Genomic DNA, 24,841 nt, shown 5'->3' with positions numbered 1-24,841 from the left:
GCCCCCGGCGGTTAGGCTGCATCCCGTGAAGGTCCTCGTCATCGGCGGCGGCGCCCGCGAACACGCCCTGTGCCGCTCTCTTTCCCTCGACCCCGAGGTCACCGCTCTGTACTGCGCTCCCGGCAACGCCGGTATCGCGGAGGTGGCCGAACTGCGCCCGGTGGACGCGCTCGACGGTGATGCCGTCGCGCGCCTCGCCACCGAACTGGGTGCCGGGCTGGTGGTCGTCGGCCCGGAGGCGCCGCTTGTCGCCGGGGTCGCCGACGCCGTGCGCGCGGCCGGCATCCCCTGCTTCGGCCCGTCCGGTGAGGCGGCGCGGCTCGAAGGCTCCAAGGCGTTCGCCAAGGACGTCATGGCCGGGGCCGGTGTCCCGACCGCCCGGAGCTACGTCTGCACCACCGCCGACGAGATCGACCACGCGCTCGACGCCTTCGGTGCCCCGTACGTCGTCAAGGACGACGGGCTCGCCGCAGGCAAGGGCGTCGTCGTGACCGACGACCTCCAGGCGGCCCGTGACCACGCGCTCGCCTGCGACCGGGTGGTCATCGAGGAGTTCCTCGACGGCCCCGAGGTGAGCCTTTTCGCGATCACCGACGGCACCACCGTGGTGCCGTTGCAGCCCGCCCAGGACTTCAAGCGCGCCCTCGACGGCGACGAGGGCCCGAACACCGGCGGCATGGGTGCCTACTCCCCGCTGCCGTGGGCGGACCCGAAGCTGGTCGACGAGGTCCTGGAGACGGTTCTCCAGCCCACCGTCGACGAGCTGCGCCGACGCGGTACGCCGTTCTCCGGCCTCCTCTACGCGGGCCTCGCGCTGACCTCGCGCGGCGTGCGCGTCATCGAGTTCAACGCCCGCTTCGGCGACCCCGAGACCCAGGTGGTCCTGGCCCGTCTGAAGACCCCGCTCGCCGGTCTGCTGCTCGCCTCGGCGAACGGCACGCTGGACGAGGTACCGCCGCTGAACTGGCGCGAGGACGCGGCCGTCACGGTGGTCATCGCCTCGTACAACTACCCGGACACCCCCCGCACCGGCGACCCGATCGAGGGTTTGGCCGACGTGGCGGACCAGGATGCCCCGCACGCGTACGTCCTGCACGCCGGGACGAAGGCCGACGGCCGTACGGTGCTGAGCGCGGGCGGCCGGGTTCTCTCGGTGACCGCTACCGGCCCGGACCTCGGCAAGGCCCGCGAGCGCGCCTACGCGGCCCTCGGCCGCATCCGGCTCGACGGTTCCCAGCACCGTACGGACATCGCGCTGAAGGCCGCGCAGGACGCCGGGGCCTGATCGCCCCGTCCCTCCCCCGGCCCGACCGTCCGACCCCGTGGCGGCCGAGTGACACCTCGGCCGCCACCGGCATGTCCGCAGGCGGCGCGCCGCCACCGGGTGCGACGAGAGGTGTGCGTGACGGCACGGGAGGCGCTCGGGACACCTCCGGACGCGCTCGGGACAGCTCCGGACGCGCTTCGGGACAGCTCCGGATGCGCTCGGGACAGCTCCGGACGCGCTTCGGGTTGCGCCTTCGTGCGCCGGAGCACGCCCCCGCGTGTGCGCTGCGTGCGCGGGGAGAGCGGCTTGCCCATCCCCGGCGATTAGTCAGCAGCTTTGCCCAAAGCCATTCCATCGGGTGACGGCTGAGCCATCCGGATGACGCCCGAGAAACCCCCAACTAGGGTGCGGCGCAAGGATTCCGGCACTTGGCCCACTGACATTGCGATGTCCGAGGGCGGTGCCACAGTGGGGGAGTGAACAACACCGTCGCGGGGGCAGAGGGGGTGACTTCGGGTCGTGTCCGGTACGGAGACTGGTGAGGACCTGGGCATGCGGGCCGTCCGGGCGAGGGCCCTCGCGCTGCTGCGCATCCGCAGCCGCGCGGTGGCGCTGGCGATCCTGCCCGCGGCGGTGGCCGTGGTCATGATCGCCGCCACCGCGCAGGGACGTTTGTCCGGCGTCGGCTGGAACACCGCCCGCTGGGTGGTGGGCCTGACGGCCGTCGTCTTCCTGCTGCTGGCCGCGGGGGTCGCCGTCACTGTCGCGCGGGCCCGGCCCGCGCTCAGCCCGACCGTGGCGGTGGACGAGAAGTCGGCCCCCGATCTCTACCGGCTCGTGCGCGAGCTGGCCGACCGCATGGGCGTGCCCGCGCCCTCGGCGATAGCGCTCACCCCGGACTGCGACAGCTGGCTGGAGGACCGCACCCACCCGACCGCGCGCACCGGGCCCGCCGCCGCGGCCAAGGAGCGTGCCGACGAGCGGCGCGACCGCGAGCGGGCGGCGCCGGTGCTGGTCATCGGGTCGCCGTTCCTCTGGTGGATGCGCGTCGGCGAGCTGCGCGCGGTACTCGCCCCCGTCGTCGCCGGTACCCGCCTGGCGGCGCATCCCGACATAGCCGCCGCCCGGAGGTTCGTCCGGGGCCTGGACGGTGTCGTCGCGGACGCCGGAGCCCCCGGGCCCGCGCGGTCAAACGTTTCGCTGCCCGGTCTGTTCGGCCGTCCCTCGCGCGCCTTCACCGGCTGGGCTGCCCGGCTGCTGCTCCGCAGCTGTCGCGGGCACGCCGCCGAGATGGAGCGGTGCGTCGCGCTCTCCGCCTCCCTGCGCGCCCAGGGCGTGGACTACGGCGTGCGCGCCGTCGCCCAGGAGCAGGTGGGCCTCGTCTACGCGGGCTGGGACCGGCTGCTGACCCGCGTCGCGCTGCCCGCCTGGCGGATGGGCCGGTGGCCGGCGCGGCTGGACGCGGGCGTGGTCTCCGCGCTCACCGAGCTGTCCCGGCGCGACCGACTCGCGGAGGGCTTCGCCGCGCGCCTGGGAGAGCGCCCGGCCTGCGATCTCCTCGAAGAGCCCGGTCTCGCCGACGAGGCGGCGTCCCTGCTCGCCGCCCGGCTCTTCCACGGCGGTCCGGCCCGGGGCGGGGAATGGTCGCCCGTCGACTGGCAGCAGTACCCGGAGGAGGTCGTCGACCGGAAGTGGCGCGCGGAGGCGGCCCGGCTGCACGGCGTCATGGACTCCCTCGGCACGGCGGCACCCGGCCGGGCCCCCGGTTCCTCCTCCCCGGCGGGGGTCCCGGAAGAGGTCCCGGATCCCGCCCGCAGCGGCCCCCGCACCGGTCCCCACGCCTCGCCCCCGGAGGCAAGTCCTCCGGCGGTCCGAACGGCCGACGCCGGGGCGCCCACGCTGGCCCGGGTCATCGACCACCTCGCGGCCCGGGGCGGCGGCGAGGAGCTCGCGGCCGCCGTGGGGGCCGCCGTCGCCCGCGAGGAGGCCGCCGAGGCCACCGCACGGGCCGGGAACCCCGGTACCGGTACGCACGGCACCGGTACGCCGGCGGCAGCGGGCACCGCGACCGGTACCGCCGCCGGAACCGCGACCGGAGCGGCCGGCGGGAACGGTCCGGTGGTGGACCCGCTCGACCTCTGGGGTCCTGGCCCGCTCCCGCTCTTCCCGCTCCAGCCGCCCCGTACGGGTGCGGAGCTGCTCGCCGACCACGTCACGGCCATGGTCTGCTGCGCTGCCGTGGACACGGCCGGCGCCGCGCCGGGCCTCGACTGGCTGGACGGGCCCGCCCTGCTGGTCGACGGGGCGCGTCGGACGGATCTGGGCACCCCGGTGCTCAGCCTGGTGGAGGACGGCGACGCGGAGCCGCTGCGCACCTGGCTCTCCGAGCTGGGCATCCGGGAGGACAAGCCGGTCCGCCTCGTCTGACCCCGGCCCGCCGCAGCCCTTCCTCGTCCGGCCCCGGTCGACCGCCGGCCCGCGCCCGGCAGCGTACGTACCTCCGGCCCCCGGCCCGCCGCGCAACCCGGCCCGCCGCGCAACCCGGCCCGCCGTGCAACCCGGCCCTCCCACTCGGCGACCCGGCGCCAGCCGTGCAACCCGGCGTGCGAGGCCCTGTGCGCGCCCCGTGTGGACTCAACACGCCCCCCGGATACGGAAATGTGTCCCAGTCCGCCGCAACAGGCCCTCCGTATACGGAAATATGGCACCGTGTACGCAATCGGTCCGCGCACGCGGTGCCGAAAGGGCCCTGTCCCGCGCCCCGCGCACGCGCCCTCGCACGGCGCGCACCGCCGTGCGCACGCCGGTGCGGACTCCGCTACGGGCCCAATACCCGGAAGGCTAGGTTCCGTTCACGTCAATTCACGACGAACGGTGACGAGGCGCATGCGTTATGTGATGTGCTGGGATCAGCCCTGACACAGGGCGCACCAGAGTGGTACGGGGGACGTGAGGGAGGGGCCGATCATGGGGGCGGAGCACAGTAGCCGGTGGGAGTCCGGTGCCCTCGCGCACGCCGTGAGCGATCCGTTCGGGCAGGGTCCGTTGCCCTGGCTGCGCGACAGCGAGAACTACTTGAACGACACGGGACAGGTCGTCCCCTGGTACGCCGATCCCGACCTGGGGCGCAGCGGCGGCGGTCCGCGCACCGCCGATGACGTGCACCGACAGGTGAAGGGTTTCGCCTCGCCCGGGGCGGCGGCGCCCGGGGAGGCCATCGACTTCCACATCACGGTCGACCCGCCCCAGCCGTTCTACGTCGACATCTACCGCATCGGCCACTACGGCGGCGACGGCGCCCGGAAGATCACCACCGTTCCCCGCCAGTCGGGCATCGTGCAGCCTCCTCCGCTCACCGCCGACAAGACGGTTTCCTGCCACCATTGGTGGCGCTCCTGGCGGCTCCAGATCCCCGCCCAGTGGTCCGTGGGCGCCTATGTCGCCGTACTGACCACCGATGACAACCACCGCTCGCACATCCCGTTCACGGTCCGGGACGACCACCCGGCCGATCTGCTGCTGCTGCTCCCGGACATCACCTGGCAGGCGTACAACCTCTACCCGGAGGACGGCCGGACGGGCGCCAGCCTCTACCACGCGTGGGACGAGAAGGGCGGGCTGCTGGGTGAGGAGGAGGCGGCGGTCACGGTCTCCTTCGACCGCCCGTACGCGGGCGCCGGGCTGCCGCTGCACGTCGGCCACGCCTACGACTTCATCCGCTGGGCCGAGCGGTACGACTACAGCCTCGCCTACGCGGACGCCCGCGACCTGCACGCCGGCCGCGTCGACCCGGGGCGCTACCGGGGCCTGGTCTTTCCCGGTCACGACGAGTACTGGTCCGTCCCGATGCGGCGCACGGCGGAGCTGGCGCGGGACACCGGGACCTCGCTGGTCTTCCTCTCGGCCAACACCATGTACTGGCAGGTGTCGCTCTCCGCGTCCGCGTCCGGGGTGCCCGACCGCCTCCTGACCTGCCGCAAACGGCAGGGGCCGGGGAAGGCCGCGCTCTGGCGGGAGATCGACCGGCCGGAGCAGCTGCTGCTCGGCATCCAGTACGCGGGCCGGGTGCCCGAGCCCTCGCCGCTGATCGTGCGCAACGCCGACCACTGGCTCTGGCGGGGAACCGGGGCGGGGGAGGGCGAGGAGATCGCCGGCCTGGTGGCGGGCGAGGCCGACCGGTACTACCCGCGCACGGCGCTGCCGGAGCACGAGAGCCGCATCCTGCTGGCGCATTCGCCGTACGAGGACTCCGAGGGCGCCCGGCGTTACCAGGAGACCTCGCTCTACCAGGCGCCGTCCGGGGCCCTCGTCTTCGCCTCCGGCACCTTCGCCTGGTCGCCGGCGCTGGACCGGCCGGGACACACCGACGCACGCATCCAGCGGGCCACGGCCAATCTGCTGGACCGGATCTGCAAGCGGGACTGAAGCCGCGACGAAGGTGCGATGAAGGTGCGACCGAAGCCGCGACCGGAGTCGTAGACGGGGCGCCTGCCCGTCCCCACGGCCAGGTGCCTGCCCGTCCCCACGGCCGCCCGTGCCCGGCCGGACCGCCCCACGCGGCGAGTCGGCACCGGCATACGGGACAATCGGACCCGCGACCCTTGGATCAACCTACGCGGAGGCAGCGTGTCCGGTTTCGTAGAAAAGCCCGAGCCCGTTCAGGTGCCGGGCCTCACCCACCTGCACACCGGCAAGGTGCGTGAGCTGTACCGGAACGAGGCGGGCGATCTCGTCATGGTCGCCAGCGACCGCATCTCCGCGTACGACTGGGTGCTGCCGACCGAGATCCCGGACAAGGGCCGGGTGCTGACCGCGCTGTCGCTCTGGTGGTTCGACCAGCTCGGCGACCTGGTGCCCAACCATGTCATCTCGACCGAGGTGCCGGCCGGCGCCCCCGCCGACTGGGAGGGCCGCACGACGATCTGCCGCTCGCTGCGGATGGTCCCCGTCGAGTGCGTGGCCCGCGGCTACCTGACCGGCTCCGGTCTCGTCGAGTACGACGCCTCCCGCACGGTCTGCGGCATCGGTCTGCCCGAGGGCCTCGTCGACGGCTCCGAACTGCCGGGCCCGATCTTCACCCCGGCGACGAAGGCCGCCGTGGGCGACCACGACGAGAACGTCAGCTACGAGGCGGTCGCGCACACCGTCGGCACGGAGACGGCCACCCGGCTGCGGCAGTTGACGCTGGACGTCTACCGGCACGCCCGGGACATCGCGCACGGGCGCGGGATCATCCTGGCCGACACCAAGTTCGAGTTCGGCTTCGCGGCCAACGAGGACGGCACCGAGGAACTGGTCCTCGGCGACGAGGTGCTGACCCCGGACTCCTCCCGCTTCTGGCCGGTGGCCGCGTGGGAGCCGGGTCACGCCCAGCCCTCGTACGACAAGCAGTTCGTCCGTGACTGGCTGACCTCGCCGGCCTCCGGCTGGGACCGTAAGAGCGAGACCCCGCCGCCCCCGCTGCCCCAGGATGTCGTGGACGCGACCCGCGCCAAGTACATCGACGCGTACGAGCAGCTGACCGGCCTCAGCTGGAAGTAACCCAGCCCCCGGCCCGGACCACAGCCGAAAACAGCCCGGCCCGCAATTCCGCCGGGATGCGCGATGCCGCCGGCCCCGACACGAGGGGCGGCGGCATCGCGCATCCCGGCACCGAACAAGCAGGGCAAGCGGGCCAAGCAGAACAAGCAGGACAAGCAGGACAAGCGGAGGAAGTACGGCTCCGAGGGGCGGCCAGGTACGCAGAAGGCCCCGGTCCTGGGGACCGGGGCCTTCTCACGTGGAGCGAACGACGAGGTTCGAACTCGCGACCTCAACCTTGGCAAGGTTGCGCTCTACCAGCTGAGCTACGTTCGCATTGCGCCTCAGCGCGATGCCAACTATACCCATCCTTGAGCCCGAGCGAAACGCACTGCCGCGTGACGGTTCTCCACACCCAGTTTGGAGACCGCCGAGGAGAGGTAGTTGCGGACCCTCCCGGGGGAGAGCGAGGCGCGCACGGCGATCTCCGCGACGGGGGCTCCGTCCGCCACGAGTTCCAGCACCTCGGCCTCCCGGGGAGTGAGTGGCGAGTCCCCGGCGGAGATCGCGTCTGCCGCCAACTCCGGGTCCACGTAACGGTTTCCGCCGTGCACGACCCGGATGATCTCGGCCAGTCGGCGAGCGCTGAGCGTCTTGGGGACGAACCCGCGCACCCCTGCCGCAAGGGCCCGCCGCAGATGGCCGGGGCGGCCGTGCCCCGTCACGATCATGGTGCGGCAGCCGGGGAGTCCGGCCCGCAGGGATGTGGCCACGCTCACACCGTCGGCGCCCGGCATCTGGAGATCGAGGAGCCCATTCTCGGCCGGTTCGGCCCTTCCTGGCCCAGGCGTCCTCCTCCCCGCCGGTCCGGGCGATCTCCAGGAACGCCTCTTCCAGCGACCCGGCCCGTGCGTCCAGCCCGTCGAGGGTCACGCCCTCCCCGGCCGCCCAGCCGAGCAGCGCGTGCAGCGGCTCCTGGAAGGCGTGGGTACGGATCTCCACCTGCCGCCCCCGGTCTCCCCATGCCGCCACCGGCCGTGACGTCCCAGCCGCGCGCGTCCACCGGCAGCCGTTCGAGGGTGCCCCCCTCCGGTAGCCGGCAGCGGATGCGGGCCGGCTGGTCGGCCGTCACTTCCGCCGTCGTCCCGGAAGCCACGATCCGGCCCCGGTGCATGATCGCCAGCCGGTCCGCGAGCGCCTCGGCCTCCTCCAGGTGATGCGTGGTCAGCAGCACCGTGGTGCCTCCCTCCCGCAGGTTCCTGACGAGCTCCCAGGTGTCGCGCCGGCCCTCCGCGTCGAGTCCGGTCGTCGGCTCGTCCAGGAAGAGGACCTCCGGGCGGGCGACGAGGGCCAGTCCCAGATCGAGGCGGCGCCGTTCACCGCCGGAGAGCTGTTCGACGCGGACCCCGGCCCGGCCGGACAGCCCGACCAGCGCCGTCACCTTCCGAGAAGGAGATCCCGCGGACGGCCTCGAAGCCGCCCGAGTACCGCCGTCGCAGCGCGTCGGCCTCGATCACCGGCGTAGCGGACGGGGCTGCCGGTCTGTCGGATTCGTCTCTGGTCATGCGTTCCAGACTGGCCGGGGCGGAGACCCGACGGCAGTGCGAGCCGTCATCACCGCCCATGACATCCGTCATGAAGGGGCCGCGGTCGGAGCGGGACGGATACCGGAGCGGCATCGGTGCTTCCGGGAAAGGAAAAGATCGGCGACCGAGGAACGGCGGCCCGCGCACGCGGGTAAGGACATACGAGAAAGACCCCGGTCGAGAATCGACCGGGGTCTTTCTTTTGGAGCGGACGACCAGGTTCGAACTGGCGACCTCAACCTTGGCAAGGTTGCGCTCTACCAACTGAGCTACGTCCGCATTGCCTCCGCTCGGCTTTCACCGGGCGGCGCGAGCACCACTCTACCCGATCCACCGGAGTGGTCGGAAAGCGATGTAGAGCGGGTGACAGGAATCGCACACTGCGCCTCCCCCCTGGAAGGGGGGTGTTCTACTACTGAACTACACCCGCACGCTGCTGTGGTTGGGGCCTTTCGGCCTTGCCCCTTGGCGTGATCCAGACTCTATCCGACCTGCGGGGGTGCAGCGCAAGTCGGCTCCCCTGCGGATGTCGCGGCGAGGTGTTCGCGCGGGCCGTCCCGGAGGCCGGTTCCGGCCTCCGGGGATCCGTCGCGGGACCCGCCCCGCCGTCAACTCGCTTGTTCGAACGCCTCGTAGACCCTCTTGGGGATGCGTCCCCGGGCCGGCACCTCCATCTGGTGCGACCGCGCCCATGCGCGGACGGCCGCCGGATCGGGGGCCAGGGAGGTGTGACGGTAGGAAACGGGCGTCTTGCCGTGCTTTCCAGCATTTGTCTGCTTTCGACCGGCCGCCATGTACGGAGCCAGGGTCTTCCGCAGCTTTTTCGCGTTGACGGGATTGAGATCGATCTCGTACGACTTCCCGTCGATGGCGAAAGTGACCGTTTCTGCCGCCTGCCCCCCGTCGATGTCGTCGGAGAGCGTGACCACTACCTGCTGCGCCACGGATATCGGTCCTTTCCTGCGGCCCCGCGCTTCTGACGTGCGCGGACGCCGGGCTTCCGGCTGCCTGGGGTCTTTACGGTCGGATCAGGCCGGACTCGCGGGCCCGGGCCTGATCCCCGGGGCCCGTCAATACAGGTCCCCGGGCATCGGTGTTCCGGTGTTCCATGAGTCGTGATGCTTTCCCTGGTAATCATTTGTACAGCGGCCGTACGGCATTGTGAAGCCCGCTCAATTGTTTCGCGTGTCCGTCCGCAATCGATCAGGATTTTTTCCCCGGACTTTTGCCCGGTGCGGCGCCAATCGATATCCCCGCGTGATCTGCGGAACCTTGTCTACCCGCGTAGAAATTTCCGCCAGGTACGCTGACAGGACCCGCGGGGGTCTGGGGAACCCCCCGGAGACCCAGCCGCACCACACCATTGGGAGTGCCAGTGGCACGCGTCGTAGTCGACGTCATGCTCAAGCCGGAGATCCTCGACCCGCAGGGACAGGCGGTGCAGCGCGCACTGCCCCGTCTCGGCTTCGAGGGAATCGCCGACGTACGTCAGGGGAAGCGTTTCGAGCTTCAGGTCGAAGGGCCCGTCGACGACGCCGCCCTCGCCCGGATCAACGAACTCGCCGAGACCTTCCTCGCGAACACCGTCATCGAGGACTTCGTCGTGAAGGTGGAGTCCGAGGAGGCCGCGAAGTGACCGCTCGTATCGGCGTCGTCACTTTCCCCGGCACCCTCGACGACCAGGACGCGCTGCGCGCGGTCCGGGTGGCGGGGGCGGAGCCCGTATCGCTCTGGCACCGCGACAAGGACCTGCACCAGGTCGACGCGGTCGTCCTCGCGGGCGGCTTCTCCTACGGCGACTACCTGCGGGCCGGAGCCATCTCCCGCTTCTCGCCGGTGATGGAGACCATCATCGAGCAGGCGAAGGCGGGCATGCCGGTCCTCGGCATCTGCAACGGCTTCCAGATCCTGACCGAGGCGCACCTGCTGCCCGGCGCGATGCTGCGCAACAACCACCTCCACTTCATCTGCCGCGACCAGAAGCTGCGGGTGGAGAACACGGGGACCGCCTGGACCGCGGACTACGCGGACGGCCAGGAGATCTCCGTACCGCTGAAGAACATGGACGGCCGGTACACCGCCGACGAGCGCACGCTCGACGAGCTGGAGGCCGAGGGCCGCGTCGCGTTCCGCTACGTCGACGTGAACCCCAACGGTTCGCTCCGTGACATCGCCGGCATCTCCAACGCCGCCGGCAACGTCGTCGGCCTCATGCCGCACCCCGAGCACGCGGTCGAGCCGCTGATCGGCACCGGCGGCACGGACGGTCTCGGTTTCTTCACCTCGATCATCAAGAAGCTGGTCAACGCATGAGCCTGGATACGGTCAAGCACGCGGCCGAGACCCCGGACGCCGGACAGCCCTGGAAGGAACTCGGCCTCAAGGAGGACGAGTACGCCCGCATCCGCGAGATCCTGGGCCGCCGTCCCACCGGTGCCGAGCTCGCCATGTACTCCGTGATGTGGTCCGAGCACTGCTCCTACAAGAGCAGCAAGGTCCACCTCAAGCAGTTCGGCGAGAAGGTCCCCGCCAACGACGCGATGCTCGTCGGCATCGGCGAGAACGCCGGTGTGGTCGACGTCGGCCAGGGTTACGCGGTCACCTTCAAGGTCGAGTCGCACAACCACCCGTCGTACATCGAGCCCTACCAGGGCGCGGCGACCGGCGTCGGCGGTATCGTCCGCGACATCCTCGCCATGGGTGCCCGCCCGATCGCGGTCGTCGACCCGCTGCGCTTCGGCGCGGCCGACCACCCCGACACCAAGCGCGTCCTGCCGGGCGTCGTCGCGGGCATCGGCGGCTACGGCAACTGCCTCGGCCTGCCGAACATCGGCGGCGAGGTCGTCTTCGACGCCTGCTACCAGGGCAACCCGCTCGTCAACGCCGGCTGCATCGGCGTGATGAAGCACGAGGACATCCACCTCGCCCAGGCCTCCGGCCCCGGCAACAAGGTCATCCTCTACGGTGCCCGCACCGGCGGCGACGGCATCGGCGGCGTCTCGGTCCTCGCGTCCGAGACCTTCGAGTCGACCGGCCCCGCCAAGCGCCCCGCGGTGCAGGTCGGCGACCCGTTCCAGGAGAAGCTCCTCATCGAGTGCACCCTGGAGATCTTCAAGGAGAAGCTCGTCGCGGGCATCCAGGACCTCGGCGGCGCTGGGCTCTCCTGCGCCACGTCCGAGCTCGCCTCCGCCGGTTCCGGCGGCATGCGCGTCGAGCTGGACACCGTGCCGCTGCGCGACTCCTCCCTCTCGCCCGAGGAAATCCTCATGAGCGAGTCGCAGGAGCGCATGTGCGCGATCGTCGAGCCGCAGCACGTGGACCGCTTCCTGGAGATCTGCGAGAAGTGGGACGTCATCGCCACCGTCATCGGTGAGGTGACCGAGGGTTCCCAGCTGGAGATCTTCTGGCACGGCGAGCAGATCGTGGACGTTCCGCCGCGGTCCGTCGCCCACGAGGGCCCGACCTACCACCGCCCGTTCGCCCGCCCGGAGTGGCAGGACGCGCTCCAGGCCGACGACGCCGGCAAGCTGGCCCGCCCGGCGAACGGCGACGAACTGCGCGCGCAGGTGCTCCAGCTCGTCTCCTCGCCGAACCAGGCGTCGAAGTCGTGGATCACGGACCAGTACGACCGGTTCGTGCAGGGCAACACCGTGCTCGCGATGCCCGAGGACGCCGGCATGGTCCGCATCGACGAGGAGACCAACCTCGGCGTGGCCATGGCGACCGACGGCAACGGCCGCTACGCGAAGCTCGACCCCTACACCGGTGCGCAGCTCGCGCTGGCGGAGTCGTACCGCAATGTCGCCGCCTCGGGTGCCAAGCCGCTCGCGATCTCGGACTGCCTGAACTTCGGTTCGCCCGAGGACCCGGACGTCATGTGGCAGTTCGCCGAGGCCACCCGCGGTCTCGCGGACGGCTGCCTGGAGCTGGGCACCCCGGTCACCGGCGGCAACGTCTCGCTGTACAACCAGACCGGTGACACCGCGATCCACCCGACGCCGGTCGTGGCCGTGCTCGGTGTGATCGACGACGTCACCCGGCGTACCCCGGTCGCGTTCGCGCAGGAGGGGCAGCTGCTCTACCTGCTCGGCGACACGCACGAGGAGTTCGGCGGCTCGGCCTGGTCCGAGGTCGTCCACCAGCACCTCGGCGGCATGCCGCCCAAGGTCGACCTGGGCCGCGAGAAGCTGCTGGCCGAGATCCTGATCTCCGCCTCGCGCGACGGCATGATCGACGCCGCGCACGACCTGTCCGACGGCGGTCTCGTCCAGGCGGTCACCGAGTCCTGCCTGCGCGGCGGTCAGGGTGCCCGGCTGGTCGTCCCGGACGGTCTGGACGCGTTCACCTTCCTCTTCTCCGAGTCGGCCGGGCGCGCGATCGTCTCCGTGCCGCGCAGCGAGGAGCTCCGCTTCAACGACATGTGCGGGGCGCGCGGTCTGCCCGTCACCCGCATCGGTGTCGTGGACGGCGACGAGGTCGAGGTCCAGGGTGAGTTCAGCATCCCGCTGAGCGAGCTGCGGACCGCCCACGAGGGAACGATCCCGGCGCTCCTCGCCTGATCTTCCCCCTCGGCAGTACGTACGCCGATGCCCCCGTCCGGTCCGGGCGGGGGCATCGCGCTGTTCCGGGGCGGTCGGGCCGTCTCCCCCCCCCACGGGCTCTGGCGGGCGTACCCGGGGACTGCCGGAACCGGCCGGTGCGGGCCCCGGGGTATCCGGTGTCCGACGCCCCTCGGAGCCGTACGCTCGTCGTCATGCCGCCGACGACCCGCAAGCGTGCCCGCCGCTACGACCCCGACCGCACCAGGACCGCCGTGCTGGCCCAATTCGCGCAGGTCGGGCGGGCGGTGGCGGGGCTGACCGCCGATCAGCTGGCGCTGCCCACCCGGCTCGGCGACTGGACCGTGCGGGAGCTGGCCGTTCACATCACGGCAGCGCTCTCGGCCGTCTCCCGGAACCTGGAGCTGCCGGAGCCGCGCGGCGCGAAGCCGGAACTGACCCCGGTCCAGTGGCCGTTCTCGATGGCGGTGCGGGCCGGGCAGATCGACGAGGACACCCACGCCCTCGCCGCCGCCCACCCCGACCTGCCTGCCCTGTACGAGGAGGTCGCGGCCCGTTTCGAGGCGGTGGTGGTCCCGGCCGGCCCCGAGCGGCTGCTGTCGACCCGCACCGGCTCGATGCGGCTCGGAGACTACCTGGTCACCCGGACCGTCGAGCTGGTCGCGCACACGGACGACCTCAACGCGGCGACCGGCCTGGACATCCCGTACGACCGGCAGGCCCTGGCCGCCGCCACCCGGCTGCTCGCGGACGCCCTCGCCGAACGGGCGGCCGGCGGCTCGGTGGAGGTACGCGTACCGCCGTTCGCGGTGGTCCAGTGCATCGGCGGGCCCCAGCACACCCGCGGTACGCCCCCCAACGTCGTGGAGACCGACCCGCTCACCTGGATCCGGCTCGCCACCGGACGGGCCGGCTGGGCCGACGAGCGGGAGGCGGCGCGGATCTCCGCGAGCGGGGAACGGGCCGATCTCTCGGGGCTGCTGCCGCTGATGGGCTGAGCAGCGGGGCTGAGCGGGGAGGACGTCCCGCCGCCCGGTGTCAGGTACGGGCGGCGGGACGGGCCCTGTGGGGTGCGGCGGGCCGGGGCCCCGCGCCGGGGTCACGGCTCAGAACGGTGAGGTGCCCGTGCTCGCCGGGTACGGCAGCAGCTCCGCGTCGGTCCGCTCCCAGAACGCCCGCAGCTCCGCCAGCAACTCCGGCTCCTCGGCGGCCCGGTTCGCCTGCTCCCGCTGGTCCTCGCGCAGGTTGAAGAGCTGGTCGGCGCCGGTCTTGCCCCGGTAGTACTTCCAGTCGCCCCGGCGCACCGCGCGCTCGCCGCGCACCCGCCAGAACAGTTCGCGCTCCGGCACCTTCTCGTCCCGCAGCAGGTAGCCGCCGAGGCTGGTGCCGTCCAGCGGGTACGCGGGGGCCGGTCGGGCGCCCGCGATCTCCAGCAGGGTCGCGGTCCAGTCCGGCGAGAAGACCGGCAGGTCACTGACCTGGCCCGGGTCGATCCGGGCCGGCCAGCGCAGTACGGCCGGAACCCGGATGCCGCCCTCCTGGAGCGAGCTCTTGTTGCCGGAGAGCGGCCACTGGTAGGAGAAGCGCTCGCCGCCGTTGTCACTGGCGAAGAAGACCAGGGTGTCCTCCTCCTGCCCGGACTTCTTCAGCGCGTCGAGCACCTTTCCGACCGAACGGTCGAGGTCCTCGACCATCTCCTTGTACTTCTCCACCGATCCGCCGTCGTTGTGGAAGAGGGCAGCGGGATTGCCCGCCTTGATCTTCCGGACGACCTCCGCGCTCTCCTCCGTGTCGCCGTCCGCGATCCACGGCCAGTGCGGGGTGGTGAAGTTGAGGTTCAGCAGCCACGGCTTGTCGTGGTCGCGCTGGACGTACTCGCTCGCCCGCTCGGTGAGGATGCGCGTGTAGTAGCGCAGGTCCTTGTACTCGGCGTCGCCCTCGAAGAGGTCGTACTCGCCGCCGAGACCGAGCTTGGAGTAGTACTCCAGCGCCCCGCCGAAGTTGCCGAAGAACTCGTCCCAGCCCGACTTGGTGGGGCTGTAGTCCGGAAGGTAGCCGCAGTGCCACTTGCCGATCAGCGCGGTGGCGTACCCGGAGCCGCGCAGCAGCGAGGCGAGCGTCGGGTGGGTCGGCTCCAGGCCCACCGACCGGTCGGCGATCGGCTCCGCCAGTCCGCCCGCGGTGCGCCCCGGGTAGCGGCCGGTGTAGAGGCTGAAGCGGGTGGGCGAGCAGGTGGCGGAGCCCGCGTACGCGTCGGTGAACCGCACGCCCTGACGGCCGAGGCGGTCCAGGTGGGGCGTCTTGATGTGCGGGGCGCCGTACGAGGAGAGGTCCGCCCAGCCGAGGTCGTCGCCGAGGATGAACAGGATGTTGGGGCGGCGGGAGTGCTTGCCGCGCGCGGCCCGGAAGGGCTTCTCCCGCGCGTCGGGCTTCTGCTGGGCGGCGGACGGCGCGGCGGACGCGGGTGCGGCCGAAAGGCCCACTGCCGCGGTGGCGGCGGTCGCGCCGACCGCGGTGCCGAAGGCGCGGCGCGAGAGGGGGCCGGACGGTCCGGCGGCTGCGGGCCCGGCGGCGGGCTCGGTCGGTCCGGGGGTGGCGGAAGCGGGCCGGGGGTTCTGGGCGGAAGACATGGTGACTCCGGGCACGGGGTCCCCGCAGGGCGGCCGGATGCGCCGAAGCGCACCCGTATCCGGGCGGGAACGGGCGGGAAGCAGACGGGAAGCGGACCGTGGAGCAGCCGGACCACTGCGCGCGGAGGCACGGACGTCCGGCTGCACGGCTCACGGAAAAGGCGGGTGGCCGGGGCGCGGCGTGGCCGGGGGACCCGCGACGCGGCGCGGACCGCGGCAGGCTCGCGGCGGGCCGGTGGATCAGGAGCTCAGGGGCTCAGGAGCAGCGACAGATGGCGCTCGCCAGGCGTCCCAGATCGACGTGGCGGCGCTCCACGAGCGTGACCGAGGGATCACCGAGGGGCTGCATGGCCCTGGAGCCTGCCGCCTGGTCGTGGTCGTGTCAACGAGCGTCTCGCTGTACGGACTTGCGTACCGGTATGCGGACGGAATGTGCCGTTCGGAGCGCCGGGGCCGCCTGCGGGGTCCGTCGCGCGGGCCGCGCAGTGTGAGGCTCGCCACGGAACGGACGGCCCGGCGGACTCTCCCGACGCGCCCGGCCCCGCTTCACCCAGAGCAACGGAGGGAGTCGGCCCCCGACGCCCCCACCGGCCCCGCCACCGGCCGGGATGGGCCGCAGCGCTGGGATCCGGCGGTTGCGCACTCCGGGGATCACCGTTCGGGGCGTAACGATGATCACTGCCGGTGATCGGTGGGATCCCCGGAAATGGACTTCCCTCCCGGCGTCCGCGCACGTCCGGGCGGCTCCGGTCATCGGTGCGGGGCCCGTACCCAATTCGGACCAGTGGTCGACCTCGCCTACACTCGGTGGCGTGCCTCGTGGTGATGGACGACTCAACCACGACCTGCTCCCCGGCGAGAAGGGCCCCCAGGACGCTTGCGGCGTCTTCGGTGTCTGGGCTCCCGGCGAAGAGGTCGCCAAGCTCACCTATTTCGGACTGTATGCCCTGCAGCACCGTGGACAGGAGTCCGCGGGCATCGCAGTGAGCAACGGGTCCCAGATCCTGGTCTTCAAGGACATGGGACTGGTCTCGCAAGTCTTCGACGAAACGTCTCTGGGGTCGCTCCAGGGCCATATCGCGGTCGGTCATGCCCGCTACTCCACCACCGGCGCCTCGGTGTGGGAGAACGCGCAGCCGACGTTCCGTGCCACCGCGCACGGCTCGATCGCCCTCGGCCACAACGGCAACCTGGTCAACACGGCCCGTCTCGCGGAGATGGTCGCCGACCTGCCGCGCAAGAACGGTCGCTCCACCCAGGTCGCCGCGACCAACGACACCGATCTCGTGACCGCGCTTCTCGCCGAGCAGACCGACGACGAGGGCAAGCCGCTCACCATCGAGGAAGCCGCCACCAAGGTGCTTCCCCAGGTCCGCGGTGCCTTCTCGCTGGTCTTCATGGACGAGCACACCCTCTACGCGGCCAGGGACCCGCAGGGCATCCGCCCGCTCGTCCTCGGACGCCTGGAGCGCGGCTGGGTCGTCGCGTCGGAGTCCGCCGCCCTCGACATCTGCGGCGCCAGCTACGTCCGCGAGATCGAGCCGGGCGAGCTCGTCGCCATCGACCAGAACGGTCTGCGCTCTTCCCGCTTCGCGGAAGCGAAGCCCAAGGGCTGCGTCTTCGAGTACGTTTACCTGGCCCGCCCCGACACCGACATCGCCGGGCGGAACGTCTACCTCTCCCGCGTCGAGATGGGCCGGCGCCTCGCCGCCGAGGCCCCCGTCGAGGCGGATCTGGTCATAGCGACACCGGAGTCCGGCACCCCCGCCGCGATCGGTTACGCCGAGGCCAGCGGAATCCCGTTCGGCGCGGGTCTGGTCAAGAACGCCTACGTCGGGCGGACCTTCATCCAGCCGTCGCAGACCATCCGTCAGCTGGGCATCCGACTGAAGCTGAACCCGCTCAAGGAAGTCATCAAGGGCAAGCGCCTGGTGGTCGTGGACGACTCGATCGTCCGCGGCAACACTCAGCGCGCGCTGGTCCGGATGCTCCGCGAGGCCGGTGCCGCCGAGATCCACATCCGGATCTCGTCCCCGCCGGTCAAGTGGCCCTGCTTCTTCGGCATCGACTTCGCGACCCGCGCCGAGCTCATCGCCAACGGCATGACGGTCGACGAGATCGCCACGTCCATGGGCGCCGACTCGCTCTCCTACATCTCGCTCGACGGGATGATCGAGGCGACGACGATCCAGAAGCCCAATCTCTGCCGCGCCTGCTTCGACGGTGAATACCCGATGGAGCTCCCGGACCCGGAGCTGCTCGGCAAGCAGCTGCTGGAGACCGAGCTGGCCGCCGGCCCCGCCGCCACCGCGGCGGCCGACGCGCTGCGTCGTCCGTGACCCGGACCGACCGGCGTTTCCTCCAGCCCCGTATTCCCACACGAAAGATCCCGGGCAATGTCTGAGACAACAGGTGCTTCCTACGCTGCGGCCGGCGTCGACATCGAGGCCGGCGACCGCGCGGTCGAGCTGATGAAGCAGTGGGTGAAGAAGACGAAGCGCCCCGAGACCGAGGGTCTCGGTGGGCTCGGCGGATTCGCCGGACTCTTCGACGCCTCCGCCCTCAAGCGCTACGAGCGCCCGCTGCTGGCCTCCGCCACCGACGGCGTCGGCACGAAGGTCGACCTGGCGCGGCAGATGGGCGTCTACGACACCATCGGCCACGACCTGGTGGGCATGGTCGTCGACGACCTCGTCGTCTGCGGTGCCGAACCGCTCTTCATGACCGACTACATCTGCGTCGGCAAGGTGCATCCCGAGCGTGTCGCGGCGATCGTGAAGGGCATTGCCGAGGGCTGTGTCCTCGCCGGCTGCTCCCTCGTCGGCGGCGAGACGGCCGAGCACCCCGGACTCCTCGGCCCGGACGACTTCGACGTCGCCGGCGCGGGTACGGGCGTGGTCGAGGCCGACCGCCTGCTCGGTCCCGAGCGCATCCGCAAGGGTGACGCGGTCATCGCCATGGCCTCGTCCGGTCTTCACTCCAACGGGTACTCGCTCGTGCGCCACGTGGTGTTCGACCGGGCCGGCTGGACCCTGGACCGCCAGGTGGAGGAGTTCGGCCGGACCCTCGGCGAGGAGCTCCTGGAGCCCACCCGGATCTACTCGCTGGACTGCCTCGCCCTCACCCGTACGACCGAGGTGCACGGCTTCAGCCACGTCACCGGCGGCGGCCTCGCCAACAACCTGGCCCGGGTCGTCCCGGACGGGCTGCACGCCACGGTCGACCGGTCCACCTGGACCCCGGGCGCGGTGTTCGACCTGGTCGGCAAGGCCGGCAACGTCGAGCGGCTGGAGCTGGAGAAGACGCTGAACATGGGCGTCGGCATGATCGCGATCGTCCCGGCGGACTCCGTGGACGTGGCCCTGACGACGCTGGCCGACCGAGGGGTCGACTCCTGGGTCGCCGGTGAGATCACCGAGCGCGGCGACCACACCACGGGCGCCGAGCTGACCGGCGACTACGCCCGCTGATCACACCTGGCACGACGCTGTACGGGGCGGGGCAGGCGACACGGCTCGCCCGCCCGGCCCGGCAGCGGCCCCGGCAGGGCCGTACGGCCGTGGATTCCCCAGGGACATCCCGCGGTCACCCGGCGGACACCTGGAGGTGCCGTGGCACCCGCCCCCGCAGGACGTCGGGCACGGGACCCCGCACATGGAGGCGGACACCTCGGCCGACCGTGACCGGACAGCACAGAACCCGGTCCGGGACTGGCCCGGACCGGGTTGTTGTGTCAGCGCGAGGTCAAGCGCCGCGGCGCTGGGACGAGGGACCGGACTCTTCGTCCTCGTCCTCGTCGTCGTTGTAAAGATCCGCGTACTGTGCGTACGGGTCATCGTCCTCGTCGTCGTCCTCGAACGGCTCTGCGTTCGGTGGCTGACTCGAAGGTGATGCGCCCAGCTCATTGGCCAGACGTGTCAGGTCGGTTCCGCCGCTGCTGTACTTCAGCTGGCGGGCGACCTTTGTCTGCTTGGCCTTTGCCCGGCCGCGCCCCATGGCTCGACCCCCTCGGTGACGGGGCTCGACGGCCCCAGAGTCTTGACACGCGTTCATGTTTCGGGACGGCCTCTCGGATGAGAGTCCGTGCCCGTAGAGCTTCAACGGTACCTGCTTCCGTGGCCATACGGTACGCCGCCCGCGTCTTGCGCCTCGGTACAGGACCAATGAGGAGCTCCGTCCTCGCTGGTCAACTGCGATTTTAACCTCTTCCTGGCGTTCGACCCGCCGACCGGCGTGAGTCTTCTCTCGGCCGGACCCGTGGGCCCCGCCGACCGGAGGAGGCGCGTGCCCCGGTCGGCTCCGGCCGGCGGGGAGCGGTCAGGCGAGAAGCGCGCGGCCGGCCCCGGCCATCCTCAGCTCGGCGATCCGGTCCGCGGCCGCGGCCGGCGGAATCCCGTCCTCCTTCGCACGTGCGAACAGTTCCAGGGTGGTGTCGAAGATCTTCGCCGTCTTCACCCTGGCCCGCTCGAAGTCGAAACCGTGAAGTTCCTCGGCGACCTGGATCACGCCGCCGGCGTTCACCACGTAGTCCGGTGCGTAGAGGATCGCGCGGTCCGCGAGGTCCTTCTCCACCCCCGGGTGCGCGAGCTGGTTGTTGGCCGCACCGCACACCACCTTCGCCGTCAGCACCGGCACGGTGGAGTCGTCCAGCGCGCCGCCGAGCGCGCACGGGGCGTAGACGTCGAGCCCCTCGGTGCGGATCAGCGCGTCGGTGTCCGCCGCGACGGTGACCTCGGGGTGGGCGTCGGTGATCCGGCGCACCGACTCCTCGCGCACGTCCGTGATCACGACCTCGGCCCCGTCCTGGAGCAGGTGCGCGACCAGATGCCGGCCGACCTTCCCGACCCCCGCGATGCCGATCTTCCGGCCGCGCAGGGTCGGATCGCCCCACAGGTGCTGGGCCGAGGCGCGCATCCCCTGGAAGACGCCGAACGCGGTGAGCACCGACGAGTCGCCGGCGCCGCCGTTCTCGGGGGAACGCCCGGTGGTCCAGCGGCATTCTCGGGCGACGACGTCCATGTCCTCGACGTACGTACCGACGTCGCAGGCCGTGACGTACCGTCCGCCGAGCGAGGCCACGAACCGGCCGTAGGCGAGCAGGAGTTCCTCGGTCTTCACGAGGTCCGGGTCGCCGATGACCACGGCCTTCCCGCCGCCGTGGTCGAGCCCGGCCATGGCGTTCTTGTACGACATCCCGCGCGCGAGGTTCAACGCGTCGGCGACGGCGTCCGCCTCTGTGGCGTACGGGTGGAAACGGGTGCCGCCGAGGGCGGGGCCCAGGGCGGTGGAGTGGAGGGCGATGACGGCCTTGAGGCCGCTCGCCCGGTCCTGGCAGATGACGACCTGCTCATGTCCTCCCTGGTCCGAGTGGAACAGGGTGCGCAGCACGTCCGCGGACGCGGAGGCTGCGTCGGGTACGCCGGTCACAACGGTCACGGTGGTGACTCCCAAGTACGAAGCGGCGGAAGTTGGAGCGTCGGGGACTTCTGAGGATGGGAAGACCCCCGGCGGACCGGCGGGGCCGGCCCGTGCGTTCCGAGCGTAGATCCTGCTCCCGCGCGGATCGCCTCTCTGCCGGGGATCACCCCCCGAGGGAGTACCGACGTGACACGATCAGCTTCATGTCGGTGGTGTCCTCAGTGCTCGTCCCTTACACGTCCTATCTGCGGGTGTACGAGCCCCTCGCCGCCTTCCCGGAGGCCGAGCGCGCGCACTGGACGCGCTACGCGCAGCGCGGCGACTTCCCCACCGCACAGGACGAACTCCGCCGCTCCCTCGCGGACTTGGTGCCCACTCCGCCGGTCGGGGTGAGTCCGCACGAGAGCGCGGACGCCTTCGTCGCGGAGATCGACGGGGTGGTCTGCGTCTGCCCGTGGCGGACCCGGCTGCGCGGATGGCTGGCCCTGGAGGAACTCGGGGGTCTGTTTCCGGCCAATGTGCTGGACGCGGTGCTGCCTCCGGTGGTCCGGGAGCAGCAGGCCGCCGACCACGAGCGGTGGCAGCGCCGGAACCCGGACGCGCGGCCCTGGATCAGGACGGCGGTGTGGCACGTGCCGGTCCGCTGGTTCGTGCTCTTCGCCGACGGGGAACGCGAGTACGGGGCGCCGGACGGGGAGGGCGGGCCGGCTTCGCTGCGGTACCGGACGCCCATGGTGGAGGCGCGGCGCAGGCTGGCGCGCGGGCTGCGGACCCTGCGCGAGACCGTGGACGACGGGCCGTTGGCGGAGGGCCTGGTCGATGTGGGCCGCTGGCTCGAGGAGTTCCACCCCCGGTCGCTGGTCGAGCTGGACTACGGGGGCCTGGTGCACGCGGTGCCGGCCGCCCGGCTGGCCGAGGACCGGTCGGCGGCGGACGTGGCCGAGGGCATCGGGGCGCTGCGCGAGGGCGACAACGACCGGGCGGCGGTGGCGTACGGCCGGCTCGCGGAACGCTGGCGCGCGGTGCGGGACCTCCGGTCCGCCAACTGACCGGCGAGTCGGGGGCGGGTGGCGCCGGACGGGGGCCGGGGCGGTCCGTCCGGCTGCTGCCGCGGGTCCCACCGGCGTGCGCGGCGGCCGGCCCGTTCCGACGGCCCGTTGCGGAGGGCCCCCGTTCCGGCCAGTCCGTTCCGGCCAGTCCGTTCCGACCGGCCGGCCCGTTCCGAGGGCCCGTTCCGACCGGCCCCTTCCGATCAGCCCGTTGAGGGGGGCCCGGCTTCGCGAAGTGAACGGGGAAAGGGCTCTCCGGCGTCAACATGTGTCGGCACACCGCACCACCAATAGAGGCGAATCGGAACACGGTGGCATGAAAGGTTCCAACCGGGGCAACCTCATGCCGAGGCGGTCGCAAGCGGCCGAACCGGATGGAATCGGATCAAGGCACACCAACCGCCTCCTTCGCCAGGAAGACCGGTCCGCGCGGCGGGCCGCGACCGGGAGGGAGTTGAGGAAGCCGATGACCGCCGACGAGACGCGCGAGCACGCACGCGAACCCACGGGGGACGCCGAGAGGTGCCGGGCGGGGACGTGATCCGGCGGGGGTGCGCCGGGCGCCCGTGGAGCGGGGGCGGCTCCGGTGGCCGGCTGACGGCCCGTCGGGCGGGTCCCCTGGGGCGGGAGAGCCCGGTGTGGCGGGAGCTACGCCGAGCGTCCTAGGTCCAACGTCCTGAACCCGCCCAATGGTCGCAAGCGTGACGGACGGCACTAAGGCCGCCCTTGCGCCCATCCCTACCCCTCGTGCCAAAATAGGACAAGGAGTCCGGGGAGGACTCTGTCCGTCCAACTATGGGCGGATTGCTCTGCATTGCACGCTATGGGGGGTCTAGTGACTCCTGATCGCTCTGTGACTGATCGTTACTGACGCGTGACTGTCCGCTATAGCATGGTCCATCGGCATCCGTCGCTGATGAACACCTGGGAGGGCAATTCCATCGGTTTGGCCGACGCGGCTGGACGGATGGTGTAGTTGTAGTGCCGAGGACAAGCCGTTCGTCCTATAACCGACTCGGCCCCCGTTCGCCATTTCGGGCAACGTGGGCCAAGGTGCAGAATTTAGAGGAAAGAACCGAGATGGTTCGGTTCTCCCGAGGAGGCCGCTCATGACCGCTCGCACCCCTGATGCCGAGCCGCTGCTGACCCCGGCTGAGGTTGCCACGATGTTCCGCGTGGACCCGAAGACGGTCACCCGTTGGGCCAAGGCTGGCAAGCTCACGTCCATCCGCACGCTCGGTGGACATCGCCGATACCGCGAGGCAGAGGTCCGCGCACTGCTTGCGGGTATTCCGCAGCAGCGCAGCGAGGCCTGAAACACCCCTGTCGCCGCATCACGACCGGGCAGCTGACGGCCCCCCAACCGCAGCCGCTCACCCATAGCTCCATACGACGGGCGCCCGCCCCAACGGGCGTCATACCTGTGCGATGCGGGTACGTCGTCAAGATCGCGCTGGACTCCGCCGGGTCCAGCGCGATCTTTTTTTGTGCCCGAGGGTGCCCGAAAGTGCCGGGACGTGCCCGGAAGGGCCCCGGGGGCCCGGCGGTCCGGGCCGTGGGCCGGTGTGGCCGACCGGCGCGCGCCCCGCGCCGAGCGCCCGGGGCCGCCCTTGCGCTCCGGGGTGCGCCGGTGTCATTTACGGCGCCCGCCGGCGCCTGACGCGCTTCCCCCGTACCGCCCGCCGCGTCGCTTTCCGGCGGGTGCGCGCGGGGTGTGGGTGGGTGTGGGGTTCTGTGTGCGACTCGGTGAAGGACTCTGTCCGGAGGCGGGGGAGCTACCCGTACGGGCCGGGAGAAACCGGAGGGATGGATTCCGTCGAGCCCTCGAAGAGGGGTGCAATTGCACATATTAAATTCGGCAGTTGTATGGGGAGGGTAAAGTCACCCTGTCCAAAAACTGGTTCGGTGACTCCCGTCACACCGCACGCCCCTTGCCCTCGGCCGGCCTGCCCCCACGGGAAGGCGGAAAGCTTCGCCGTCGGTCACGGGGCGCGGGGGCCTTCGCGCGTCGTCCGCACGGCCTCCGGTCGCCCTCGGGCCGCTCCCGGGTCGCGCACCGCAGCCCTCGGGCCGCCCTCCGGCCGTTCGCGGGACCCCGGGAAGGCCGCCAGCACGCTCCGCGGAGCGTGGAGGGCGGGCCGGGTGCCCCGGCGGGCCCCCGAGGAGTGCTCGTCCGGCCCTCTGTGGCCGCCCGGGACGGGATGCTCAGGCCCCGGAACCGCCGCGTGGGCCGTCGGGGCCCCAGGAGCCGGACGTGGGCACGGGGGCGGCTGCCGCGGCGACCGCCGGGGCGTGCGACGCGGCATGGGACGGGGCAGTCGCGGCGGCGTTCGCGGGGCCGTCGGCCGCCGGTGGTGCGGGAGCCGGTGCCGGGGTCATCGCGAGCCGCAGCAGGCGGTGGCAGGCGGCGCAGTGCCGGGCGAGATGGGCCCGGCCGCCGACCGCTGCCGCATGGGCGCGCAGCAGGGCCCTGACGTCGTGTCTCGCCACTGGTGTGCGCACGGTCGCCTCCCGGAATCCCGCCCGCCGGGCAAAGGGAACGGCATGGCCCGTTCGTTCCCCGGCGCGTGCGGTCCCACAGGTACGCCCCGTCCGCCGTCGCCGTCAAGGCACCCGAACGCGCGAAGACCCGGATCGATTCGATCCGGGTCTTCGATTACTGCGGTCCTGACGGGATTTGAACCCGCGGCCTCCACCTTGACAGGGTGGCGAGCACTCCAAACTGCTCCACAGGACCTTGCTGTTGTTCTCCGCTTCCGTACTCTCGTCCGGCTGCGAAACAGGACTGTACAGGAGGTTGGCGGGCCAGGTC

General features: G+C 71.7%; 18 protein-coding genes, 4 tRNA genes and 2 pseudogenes. 12 read left to right on the top strand and 12 right to left on the bottom strand.

Translation table 11 applies throughout. The features are described 5' to 3' along the window. Positions 1–25 precede the first annotated feature (25 nt). The 4 genes from purD to OHA55_RS14040 all read left to right on the top strand — a co-directional run bounded on the left by purD (position 26) and on the right by OHA55_RS14040 (position 6,808). A complete protein-coding gene (purD, locus tag OHA55_RS14055) occupies positions 26–1,285 on the top strand; it encodes a phosphoribosylamine--glycine ligase (RefSeq protein ID WP_266706281.1) in 1,260 nt (419 codons plus the stop codon). A gap of 501 nt (positions 1,286–1,786) precedes the next feature. Continuing rightward, positions 1,787–3,694, top strand: coding sequence for a hypothetical protein (locus OHA55_RS14050; RefSeq protein ID WP_266706279.1), 1,908 nt, complete (start codon positions 1,787–1,789; stop codon positions 3,692–3,694). 540 nt (positions 3,695–4,234) lie between these two features. Beyond that, entirely contained in the window at positions 4,235–5,692 is a 1,458-nt protein-coding gene (locus tag OHA55_RS14045; protein ID WP_266706277.1) for a N,N-dimethylformamidase beta subunit family domain-containing protein, read from the top strand. A 201-nt stretch (positions 5,693–5,893) separates the two neighbouring features. Continuing rightward, positions 5,894–6,808: a phosphoribosylaminoimidazolesuccinocarboxamide synthase gene (locus OHA55_RS14040; protein ID WP_266706275.1), complete on the top strand. Its 915-nt coding sequence runs from the start codon at positions 5,894–5,896 to the stop codon at positions 6,806–6,808. Between the two features lie 239 nt (positions 6,809–7,047). Here the strand turns inward: OHA55_RS14040 and OHA55_RS14035 are convergent. The 6 genes and pseudogenes from OHA55_RS14035 to OHA55_RS14010 form a co-directional block, all read right to left on the bottom strand. Then, positions 7,048–7,123: transfer RNA gene (locus OHA55_RS14035), tRNA-Gly, on the bottom strand. A 23-nt stretch (positions 7,124–7,146) separates the two neighbouring features. Beyond that, positions 7,147–7,599 (bottom strand): annotated as a pseudogene (locus OHA55_RS14030) (DNA-binding response regulator); the annotation flags it as partial. A gap of 52 nt (positions 7,600–7,651) precedes the next feature. Then, positions 7,652–8,352 (bottom strand): annotated as a pseudogene (locus tag OHA55_RS14025) (AAA family ATPase); the annotation flags it as partial. Positions 8,353–8,576: 224 nt separating this feature from the next. Beyond that, a tRNA-Gly gene (locus tag OHA55_RS14020) sits at positions 8,577–8,652 on the bottom strand. A gap of 79 nt (positions 8,653–8,731) precedes the next feature. Then, positions 8,732–8,803, bottom strand: a tRNA-Gly gene (locus tag OHA55_RS14015). Between the two features lie 178 nt (positions 8,804–8,981). Beyond that, positions 8,982–9,317: an Lsr2 family protein gene (locus tag OHA55_RS14010; protein ID WP_266706273.1), complete on the bottom strand. Its 336-nt coding sequence runs from the start codon at positions 9,315–9,317 to the stop codon at positions 8,982–8,984. A gap of 431 nt (positions 9,318–9,748) precedes the next feature. On the opposite strand from OHA55_RS14010, the gene purS reads away from it, so the two are divergent. The 4 genes from purS (at position 9,749) to OHA55_RS13990 (ending at position 13,930) form a co-directional block, all read left to right on the top strand. Beyond that, positions 9,749–10,009, top strand: a complete 261-nt coding sequence (purS, locus tag OHA55_RS14005; RefSeq protein ID WP_266706271.1) for a phosphoribosylformylglycinamidine synthase subunit PurS — start codon at positions 9,749–9,751, stop codon at positions 10,007–10,009. Next, on the top strand, positions 10,006–10,686 hold the full coding sequence (gene purQ / locus OHA55_RS14000) for a phosphoribosylformylglycinamidine synthase subunit PurQ (RefSeq protein WP_266706269.1): 681 nt from the start codon (positions 10,006–10,008) through the stop codon (positions 10,684–10,686). The genes purS and purQ overlap by 4 nt, the downstream gene beginning before the upstream one ends. Further along, entirely contained in the window at positions 10,683–12,932 is a 2,250-nt protein-coding gene (gene purL / locus OHA55_RS13995) for a phosphoribosylformylglycinamidine synthase subunit PurL (protein WP_266706267.1), read from the top strand. The genes purQ and purL overlap by 4 nt, the downstream gene beginning before the upstream one ends. Positions 12,933–13,126: 194 nt before the next feature. Then, on the top strand, positions 13,127–13,930 hold the full coding sequence (locus OHA55_RS13990) for a maleylpyruvate isomerase family mycothiol-dependent enzyme (protein WP_266706265.1): 804 nt from the start codon (positions 13,127–13,129) through the stop codon (positions 13,928–13,930). Between the two features lie 108 nt (positions 13,931–14,038). Here OHA55_RS13990 and OHA55_RS13985 read toward each other — a convergent pair whose 3' ends face one another. Further along, a complete protein-coding gene (locus OHA55_RS13985; protein ID WP_266706263.1) occupies positions 14,039–15,562 on the bottom strand; it encodes a sulfatase in 1,524 nt (507 codons plus the stop codon). A gap of 256 nt (positions 15,563–15,818) precedes the next feature. After that, complete coding sequence (locus OHA55_RS36575; RefSeq protein ID WP_353963492.1) at positions 15,819–15,911, bottom strand: putative leader peptide; 93 nt, start codon at positions 15,909–15,911, stop codon at positions 15,819–15,821. A gap of 463 nt (positions 15,912–16,374) precedes the next feature. Between OHA55_RS36575 and purF the strand changes: the two genes are divergently transcribed. Further along, positions 16,375–17,901 (top strand): amidophosphoribosyltransferase, encoded by a 1,527-nt coding sequence (gene purF, locus OHA55_RS13980; RefSeq protein WP_266706261.1) that lies wholly within the window; start codon positions 16,375–16,377, stop codon positions 17,899–17,901. Positions 17,902–17,958: 57 nt separating this feature from the next. Continuing rightward, positions 17,959–19,032 (top strand): phosphoribosylformylglycinamidine cyclo-ligase, encoded by a 1,074-nt coding sequence (gene purM, locus OHA55_RS13975; RefSeq protein WP_266706259.1) that lies wholly within the window; start codon positions 17,959–17,961, stop codon positions 19,030–19,032. A gap of 274 nt (positions 19,033–19,306) precedes the next feature. On the opposite strand, the gene OHA55_RS13970 is transcribed toward purM, so the two are convergent. After that, on the bottom strand, positions 19,307–19,558 hold the full coding sequence (locus OHA55_RS13970; protein WP_266706258.1) for a DUF3073 domain-containing protein: 252 nt from the start codon (positions 19,556–19,558) through the stop codon (positions 19,307–19,309). 321 nt (positions 19,559–19,879) lie between these two features. Continuing rightward, the gene (locus OHA55_RS13965) at positions 19,880–20,989 is read right to left on the bottom strand and encodes a Glu/Leu/Phe/Val dehydrogenase dimerization domain-containing protein (protein ID WP_266710643.1); all 1,110 of its coding nucleotides are present in this window, start codon (positions 20,987–20,989) and stop codon (positions 19,880–19,882) included. Between the two features lie 194 nt (positions 20,990–21,183). Here OHA55_RS13965 and OHA55_RS13960 point away from each other — a divergent pair, with 194 nt between their 5' ends. Together OHA55_RS13960 and bldC are read left to right on the top strand one after the other, a co-directional pair. Beyond that, positions 21,184–22,029 carry a hypothetical protein gene (locus tag OHA55_RS13960; protein WP_266706257.1) on the top strand — a complete coding sequence of 282 codons (846 nt, stop codon included), beginning with the start codon at positions 21,184–21,186 and terminating at the stop codon, positions 22,027–22,029. A gap of 1,109 nt (positions 22,030–23,138) precedes the next feature. After that, a complete protein-coding gene (gene bldC, locus OHA55_RS13955) occupies positions 23,139–23,345 on the top strand; it encodes a developmental transcriptional regulator BldC (RefSeq protein ID WP_003949541.1) in 207 nt (68 codons plus the stop codon). Between the two features lie 889 nt (positions 23,346–24,234). On the opposite strand, the gene OHA55_RS13950 is transcribed toward bldC, so the two are convergent. After that, a complete protein-coding gene (locus OHA55_RS13950; RefSeq protein ID WP_266706255.1) occupies positions 24,235–24,531 on the bottom strand; it encodes a DUF6274 family protein in 297 nt (98 codons plus the stop codon). A 160-nt stretch (positions 24,532–24,691) separates the two neighbouring features. Next, positions 24,692–24,766: transfer RNA gene (locus OHA55_RS13945), tRNA-Asp, on the bottom strand. Between the last annotated feature and the right edge of the window lie 75 nt (positions 24,767–24,841).

The organism is Streptomyces sp. NBC_00102 (assembly GCF_026343115.1).
Lineage (GTDB): Bacteria > Actinomycetota > Actinomycetes > Streptomycetales > Streptomycetaceae > Streptomyces.
Note: the sequence above shows the minus strand (reverse complement) of the source record. Positions and strands in the feature narration are given on the sequence as shown.

Excerpts from the sequence above, each read along its gene's own strand:
- OHA55_RS14045 (WP_266706277.1), top strand. The coding sequence starts at position 4,235 with ATGGGGGCGGAGCACAGTAGCCGGTGGGAGTCCGGTGCCCTCGCGCAC.
- purL (WP_266706267.1), top strand. The coding sequence starts at position 10,683 with ATGAGCCTGGATACGGTCAAGCACGCGGCCGAGACCCCGGACGCCGGA.
- OHA55_RS13990 (WP_266706265.1), top strand. The coding sequence starts at position 13,127 with ATGCCGCCGACGACCCGCAAGCGTGCCCGCCGCTACGACCCCGACCGC.
- OHA55_RS13985 (WP_266706263.1), bottom strand. The coding sequence starts at position 15,562 with ATGTCTTCCGCCCAGAACCCCCGGCCCGCTTCCGCCACCCCCGGACCG.
- OHA55_RS36575 (WP_353963492.1), bottom strand. The coding sequence starts at position 15,911 with ATGCAGCCCCTCGGTGATCCCTCGGTCACGCTCGTGGAGCGCCGCCAC.
- purM (WP_266706259.1), top strand. The coding sequence starts at position 17,959 with ATGTCTGAGACAACAGGTGCTTCCTACGCTGCGGCCGGCGTCGACATC.
- OHA55_RS13970 (WP_266706258.1), bottom strand. The coding sequence starts at position 19,558 with ATGGGGCGCGGCCGGGCAAAGGCCAAGCAGACAAAGGTCGCCCGCCAG.
- OHA55_RS13960 (WP_266706257.1), top strand. The coding sequence starts at position 21,184 with ATGTCGGTGGTGTCCTCAGTGCTCGTCCCTTACACGTCCTATCTGCGG.
- bldC (WP_003949541.1), top strand. The coding sequence starts at position 23,139 with ATGACCGCTCGCACCCCTGATGCCGAGCCGCTGCTGACCCCGGCTGAG.